General features: G+C 66.3%; 5 protein-coding genes. All 5 read right to left on the bottom strand.

Annotation, left to right across the window (positions count from 1 at the left end; all coding sequences use genetic code 11):
* Positions 1-722 precede the first annotated feature (722 nt).
* On the bottom strand, positions 723-2,057 hold the full coding sequence (hslU, locus tag QOL82_RS16920; RefSeq protein ID WP_283443480.1) for an ATP-dependent protease ATPase subunit HslU: 1,335 nt from the start codon (positions 2,055-2,057) through the stop codon (positions 723-725).
* Positions 2,058-2,089: 32 nt separating this feature from the next.
* The gene (hslV, locus tag QOL82_RS16915; protein ID WP_283443479.1) at positions 2,090-2,626 is read right to left on the bottom strand and encodes an ATP-dependent protease subunit HslV; all 537 of its coding nucleotides are present in this window, start codon (positions 2,624-2,626) and stop codon (positions 2,090-2,092) included.
* Between the two features lie 130 nt (positions 2,627-2,756).
* Complete coding sequence (locus tag QOL82_RS16910) at positions 2,757-4,058, bottom strand: STAS domain-containing protein (RefSeq protein WP_283443478.1); 1,302 nt, start codon at positions 4,056-4,058, stop codon at positions 2,757-2,759.
* 201 nt (positions 4,059-4,259) lie between these two features.
* The gene (locus QOL82_RS16905) at positions 4,260-4,496 is read right to left on the bottom strand and encodes a hypothetical protein (protein ID WP_283443477.1); all 237 of its coding nucleotides are present in this window, start codon (positions 4,494-4,496) and stop codon (positions 4,260-4,262) included.
* The gene (locus QOL82_RS16900) at positions 4,493-6,253 is read right to left on the bottom strand and encodes a RecQ family ATP-dependent DNA helicase (protein WP_283443476.1); all 1,761 of its coding nucleotides are present in this window, start codon (positions 6,251-6,253) and stop codon (positions 4,493-4,495) included. Before QOL82_RS16900 ends, QOL82_RS16905 begins: the two co-directional genes overlap by 4 nt.
* Positions 6,254-6,359: the final 106 nt, after the last annotated feature.

Raw genomic sequence — 6,359 nt, 5'->3', positions numbered from 1 at the left:
GTTGTAGTGAATCCCCGTTGATGACGCCACGCCGCTGGTGCCGAAATCGGATAAAGAAGCGTCCGCTGTCTGAGCGAAGCGAGTTTCGGACGCTTCCCGATTTCGGTGCCAGCGGCGTGGGCACCCCGCGTAGCGGGGCGGCATCTCCGGGGTCGCCTTCTCTTGCCTACTTCTCTTGGCGAAGCAAGAGAAGTAGGTCGGCTGCCGGGCCGAAACCCGGCTAGGTCGTCCGGCAGGACACACGTATTGCTTCATCCGCCAGCAGGCGTACCGTCGCGAAGCCGCTTTTGCAGTTTGCGACGGCTGCACGTTACGAGAACGCGCCACAGCGCAAGGCGACGATGCTGCGTCTGCTGACGGGTGAAACGTTGAGGCTTCACTGCCGTGGGGAGTAGCCGGGTGTTCGGCCCGGCGGCCGACCCGCTTTTTTGCTTCGCCAAAAAAGTGGGGCAAAAAAGGCGACCCCTACGATGGCGGTCCGCTGCGCGGACTGCACGCGCCGCCAGCACCTGAAACGGGAAGCGTCCGAAACTCGCTTCGCTCAGACAGCGGACGCTTCTTTATCCGTTTCAGGCACTGGCGACGCGTCGCCATCTAACGGGGATTCACTGCAACGGCCACTTCACAAGCAGCGGCAACGGCAACAGCAACAGCAACAGTCGCTGCGCGGGCAAAGGCAAAGGCAAAGGCAAAGCGCTTGCGCAGACCGCGACGACCCGCGCCTACAGCACGTAGCGCGACAGATCCTCGTTGACCGCCAGCTCGCCCAGCCGTTCGTCCACGTACGCGGCATCGATCACCAGGGTCTTCTCCTGCGTGTCGCTGGCCGAATAGGAAAGCTCCTCCAGCAGCTTTTCCATGACCGTGTAGAGCCGGCGCGCGCCGATGTTCTCGGTTTTTTCATTGACCGAATAGGCGATCTCGGCCAGCCGCCGGATGCCGTCGTCGCGGAAATCGACCTTCACGTCCTCGGTGCCCAGCAGCGCTTCGTACTGGCGCGTCAGGCAGGCGTCGGTGCCGGTCAGGATGCGCTCGAAGTCGGCGATCGACAGCGAGTCCAGTTCGACCCGGATCGGGAAGCGGCCCTGCAGCTCCGGGATCAGGTCCGACGGCCGCGACAGGTGGAAGGCGCCGGACGCGATGAACAGGATATGGTCGGTCTTGACCATGCCGTACTTGGTGTTGACGGTCGTGCCTTCGACCAGCGGCAGCAGGTCGCGCTGCACGCCGGCGCGCGAGACGTCGGCGCCGCCGGACTCGGAGCGCGACGCGATCTTGTCGATCTCGTCCAGGAACACGATGCCGTTCTGCTCGACGTTGGCGATCGCCTTCTGCTTCAGCTCGTCCTCGTTGACCAGCTTGCCGGCTTCCTCCTCGGTCAGCAGCTTCATCGCCTCGCTGATCTTCACCTTGCGCGACTTCTTGCGGTTCGCGCCCATGCCGGAAAACATCGACTTGATCTGCTCGGTCATTTCCTCCATGCCGGGCGGGGCCATGATTTCCATCTGCGGCGCGGCCTCGGCCAGGTCGATCTCGATCTCGCGGTCGTTCAGCGAGCCTTCGCGCAGTCGCTTGCGGAAGGTCTGGCGCGTGCTGTTGTCGGTGCTCTCGGCATTGCCGGCATTGTTGAAGCCGAAGTCGCGCGCCGGCGGCAGCAGGATGTCGAGCACCCGGTCTTCCGCCGCCTCTTCGGCGCGGGTCATCATCTTGCGCTTTTCATGTTCGCGCGTCTGCTTGATGCCGATGTCGATCAGGTCGCGAATGATGGTGTCGACGTCGCGCCCGACATAGCCGACCTCGGTGAACTTGGTCGCCTCGACCTTGATGAAGGGCGCGTCGGCCAGCTTGGCCAGGCGGCGCGCGATCTCGGTCTTGCCGACGCCGGTCGGTCCGATCATCAGGATGTTCTTGGGCGTAATCTCGTGGCGCAGCGGCTCCTGCACCTGCTGGCGCCGCCAACGGTTGCGCAGCGCAATGGCCACCGCGCGCTTGGCGCGGCCCTGGCCGACCACGTGTTTGTCGAGTTCGGAGACGATCTCCGGAGGCGTCATATTCATGTTGTTTCCCGGTGTGAGTGCGTCTTGAACGCTTAATCCAGCGTTTCGATGATGTGCGACAGATTCGTGTAGATGCACAGCTCGCCGGCAATGGTCAGCGAGCGCTTGACGATCTCTTCCGGCGACAGGTCGGTGTTTTCCTGCAGCGCCTTGGCGGCCGACTGCGCATAGACCCCGCCGGAGCCGATCGCGCCGATGCCGTCGGTCGGCTCCAGCACGTCGCCGTTGCCGGTGATGATCAGCGTCGTCTCGCGGTCGGCGACCAGCAGCATGGCTTCGAGCCGGCGCAGCATGCGGTCGGTGCGCCAGTCCTTGGCCAGTTCCACCGACGAGCGCATCAGGTTGCCCTGGTGCTTGTCGAGCTTGGACTCGAAGCGTTCCAGCAGCGTGAACGCGTCCGCGGTGCCGCCGGCGAAGCCTGCCAGCACCTTGCCCTGGTGCAGCTTGCGGACCTTGCGCGCGGTGCCCTTGACGACGATATTACCCAGCGTGACCTGGCCGTCTCCGCCCAGCGCCACGATGTTGCCGCGGCGCACGGACAGGATGGTGGTTCCGTGAAATTGTTCCATGCTTGCCTCTGAATTGAAACGGCCGGCCGCATCGCAACCCCTGGCGGCGCCGGTCCGAAAAAGAAAAATGGGGTCGGGCAGATTAATTACAAGTCAGGCAATGGCCGTGCGGCATGCGCCTGGTGCTGGCTCAGTGCCGGCGCGGGACGATGCGTGCGATGTCGGCCAGGCCGATCATCGAGAATAAGGCGACGATCAGCCGGCTTACGTCGTGCATCTCGATGGTCTTTCCGCTGCGCGCCAGCGGCGCCAGGCCCATCATCAGCTGGCCGGCGGCGCTGAAGTCCACCCGGTCCAGCCGCGAGCAGTCCAGCACCAGCGGGTCGTGCAGCAGGGCATGGCCGTCGATGGCTGCCAGCAACTGCTCGGTCCGGTTGTCAACGACGGCCGGCATCAGGAACGCACTGCCGCTGGCGGCGCTTTCCGGCTCCCCCGGCTGCGCGCCGCTGCGGTGCACCGGCGCGACGAAGGGCGGCGGCGACACTTCGAACGTGATGCAGTAGTCGATGCTGGTTTCCTCGAACTCGTGCTCGCGGTTCTGCAGGCGCAGGATTTCCAGCAGCAGCAGCCAGGGCGCCTCGGTCTCGTCGCGCCGGCCGATTTCGATGATGGCGCGGATGCGGGCGGCCAGGTCGTTGGCGCCGGTGATCGAGACATCGTGATTCTGCAGTTTTTTCAGAAGCCGCAGCAGCAGGCCGCAGCCGACCGGCGCGACCTCGGTGACGCGGCCGAATTCGAGGCGCAGCGCCTGGTGCTCGTCGGCGATCTTCTGCACCCGTTCCACCAGCTTGATGATGCCGGCGTCGAGCTTGCCGGCGAACGCGACCGACGGCAGCGTGCGGCCGCCGGCGGCGACGGCCGCGGTCTTGCGCCAGGCCGGCGGCGAGGTTTCGAAACGGCGGGCGTAATCGATCGAAAGATGCTCGAAATCGGTCTGCCTGGCGGTTGCCTGGTACAGGTCGAACAACATCAGCCAGGCTTCCGCGCCGCCGTCGGCACTATTGGCATTGTCGGCAATGGCCATGCGCAGCATCTGCTCGGCCACCGCGTCCTGCTCGTTGGCAAACAGGATGGCCGCTTCCTCCAGCACCGGCGCCGCCTGCGACGCATTGACTTCGAGGCCGGCGCCGCGCAGGTCGGCGCCGAGCAGCATGTCGGTGGAATTGGCGAGGTCGGGCAGCGCGTTCCCGGGCTGGCCGGGCTCCGGCGCCGCCTGGCTGTTGCCGGTCAGGAGGTGCGTGGGGACGAATTCGGACGACATCTCGGACTCGATGGCGTCGATCTTCCTGGCGGTGTCGGTGGCGCGGTGGTTGCGCTGGCGCTGCTGCTCGGTGTCGGGAGGCGGGGAGGCGGGCGAACGGGGACGCGGCGCCTGCTTGTCGCCCGGCGGGTTTTGCGCATCCTTTTTTCCGAACAGGCCGAAGAGTCCCACGTTGTGCCGCCGCCTTTGCTGGATTTGACAGGCGCGGCGGGAAGGCTGGCTCCGGGCCGGCCTGCCGCGCGCGTTGAACGGCAAGCATACCATGCAGCGTATCGGCGCCTGCCGCCGGCGCGGGGCGGGTTTGCGCAGGGACGAATCCTGCCCGCGCTGCCCGCCCTGCGATCTCCGCCGGCCGCCGCTACCCGTGCCCGCTCAGATCCAGGATTCCCGCACCAGCGGATCGTCCTGGCTGCTGCGCTCCATGCGCATCAGGCCGGGCGGAAGCTTGGAGCGGACCTCGTTGAGGGTGGCGCCCACGACGTATTCGCCGGTGTCGACGTAGCTGCGATACAGGCGCGCCACGTACTGGTTGGGAAAGGAAGGCGGTTCTTCGAAGACGATCCAGATGGACGTGTCGTCGTCGTCGCCGCTGGATGACGGCTGGCTCATGCTGTTCCCCCGGTCAGGTTGGCTGCGGCCTCGCTGGGCTGCACATAGCTTGCAAGGAAGGTCTTGTTCTCGTGGCCGTCGCCGAAGGTGATGGTCACCATGTCGCCGGCGATGGCGATGACTTCGCCCTCGTCATGGCGCGGCACCCGGACCCTGCTGCCCACGGCGAACAGGGGCGCCGGCTGCGCGATGGCCGGCGCGGCCGCGGGCACGGCTTCCACCGGCGCCGGGAAGCTGTCTTCCAGCGTCACGGTGCGCAGGCAGCTGTCGCAGGCGCCGCAGGCGCTGGGCGTTTCCTCGGCTTCGTTGAAATACTGCAGCAGCAGCTTCCACCGGCAATAGCCGCTCTGCGCATAGGAAACCATCTGCTCCAGCGCTTCCCGGTCGCGCTCGGCCTTGTCCGCATAGGCGCCGGCGAGCCGGTCGAAGGTGGTGGCGTCGGCAGCCTTGCGGCCGCCGCGGATGCGCAGCTGCTTGTCCTGGGCCAGCAGGCCGTCGTCCTTGAGCAGCTTCAGCGCAACCCGGATCCGCTGCGCCGACATCGTCGGCAGCGCGGCGCACAGGTCGGCGAACGGCGTCGGCCCGCGGTCGGCCAGCGTGGCGGCCGCGGCGTAGACATGGCGCACGTCGTCGCCGTCCGGGTAATCGCGCGCCAGGAAAAACTGCTGCACCCGCTTGTCCTTGAACTGGAACAGCAGGATGCAGTTGGCTGTCTCGCCGTCGCGCCCGGCGCGGCCGGACTCCTGGTAATACGCCTCCAGGTTGGCGGGCATCTGGAAATGGATGATGAAGCGGATGTCGGCCTTGTCGATGCCCATGCCGAATGCATTGGTGGCGACCATCAGCCGCGCCTCGCCTTCCATGAAGCGGTCCTGGTTGTGCTGGCGTTCCCTGGCGCCGAGCCGGCCGTGGTACAGGGTGACGCTTTCCCCCTGTTCCGTCAGCGCCGCATGCAGCTGCTCCACCGCGGCCACGGTGGCCGCATACACGATGCCCGAGCCCTGGTGCCGCGCGGCCAGCGCCAGCATCTGGTCGAGCTTCTCGCGGTCGCTGGTGACCTGGACCACGCTGTACTGGAGGTTGGTCCGGTAGATGCCGGTGTTGATGATGCGCGGCCGCGACAGGCCGAGCTGCTTGACGATGTCGGCGATCGCATCGTCGGTCGCGGTGGCCGTCAGCGCCAGCACCGGCGGCTTGCCGAGCGCGCGGATGGCGCCGGCAAGGTCGAGATAGGCTGGCCGGAAGTCATGGCCCCACTGCGACACGCAGTGCGCCTCGTCGACCACGAACAGCGCGGTCTTCTGGGTCTGCAGCAGCTCGATGAATTCGCGCTGGGCCAGCCGTTCGGGCGTGGCGAAGACGATGCGGCAGCGGGCATTCGCAATCGCCTCCAGCGCCGAGGCTTCCTCGTCGCGCTTGAGCGAACTGTTGACCTGCACCGCGGGGATGGCCATCTCTTCCAGCTTGGTCAGCTGGTCCCGCATCAGCGAGATCAGCGGCGAGACGACCAGCACCAGGCCGGGCAGCTTCATGGCCGGAAGCTGGTAGCACAGCGACTTTCCGGCGCCCGTGGGCATCAGCGCAAACGTGTCCGCGCCCGACAGCACGCTGTCGATCACATCGCGCTGGCCGGGGCGGAGGCGGCGTATGCCGAAGGTATTGCGGAGCAGGGAATCGAAAGCGTCGGTAGCGCGGCGACGCGGCTTGCCGGTGGCGGCGGAGGAGCCTGGACGGGAGCTTGCAATGCGTGCATTCATCTGGTCGACGACCTATTATGGTTGGACGGACCGTCTTATTGTGCTCAGGTTGGCGCTCCCGGCCGTTGCGTGAAATCACTGGCATATTGAATATTGCCGGATCGGA

Origin of the sequence: Noviherbaspirillum suwonense, from assembly GCF_900182955.1 — a bacterium.
In the GTDB taxonomy this organism is placed as follows: Bacteria; Pseudomonadota; Gammaproteobacteria; order Burkholderiales; family Burkholderiaceae_D; genus Noviherbaspirillum_A; species Noviherbaspirillum_A suwonense.
This window is presented reverse-complemented; position numbering and strand designations above follow the sequence as displayed.

Coding starts and splice junctions, on each gene's coding strand:
- hslU (WP_283443480.1), bottom strand. CDS start 2,057: ATGAATATGACGCCTCCGGAGATCGTCTCCGAACTCGACAAACACGTG.
- hslV (WP_283443479.1), bottom strand. CDS start 2,626: ATGGAACAATTTCACGGAACCACCATCCTGTCCGTGCGCCGCGGCAAC.
- QOL82_RS16905 (WP_283443477.1), bottom strand. CDS start 4,496: ATGAGCCAGCCGTCATCCAGCGGCGACGACGACGACACGTCCATCTGG.
- QOL82_RS16900 (WP_283443476.1), bottom strand. CDS start 6,253: ATGAATGCACGCATTGCAAGCTCCCGTCCAGGCTCCTCCGCCGCCACC.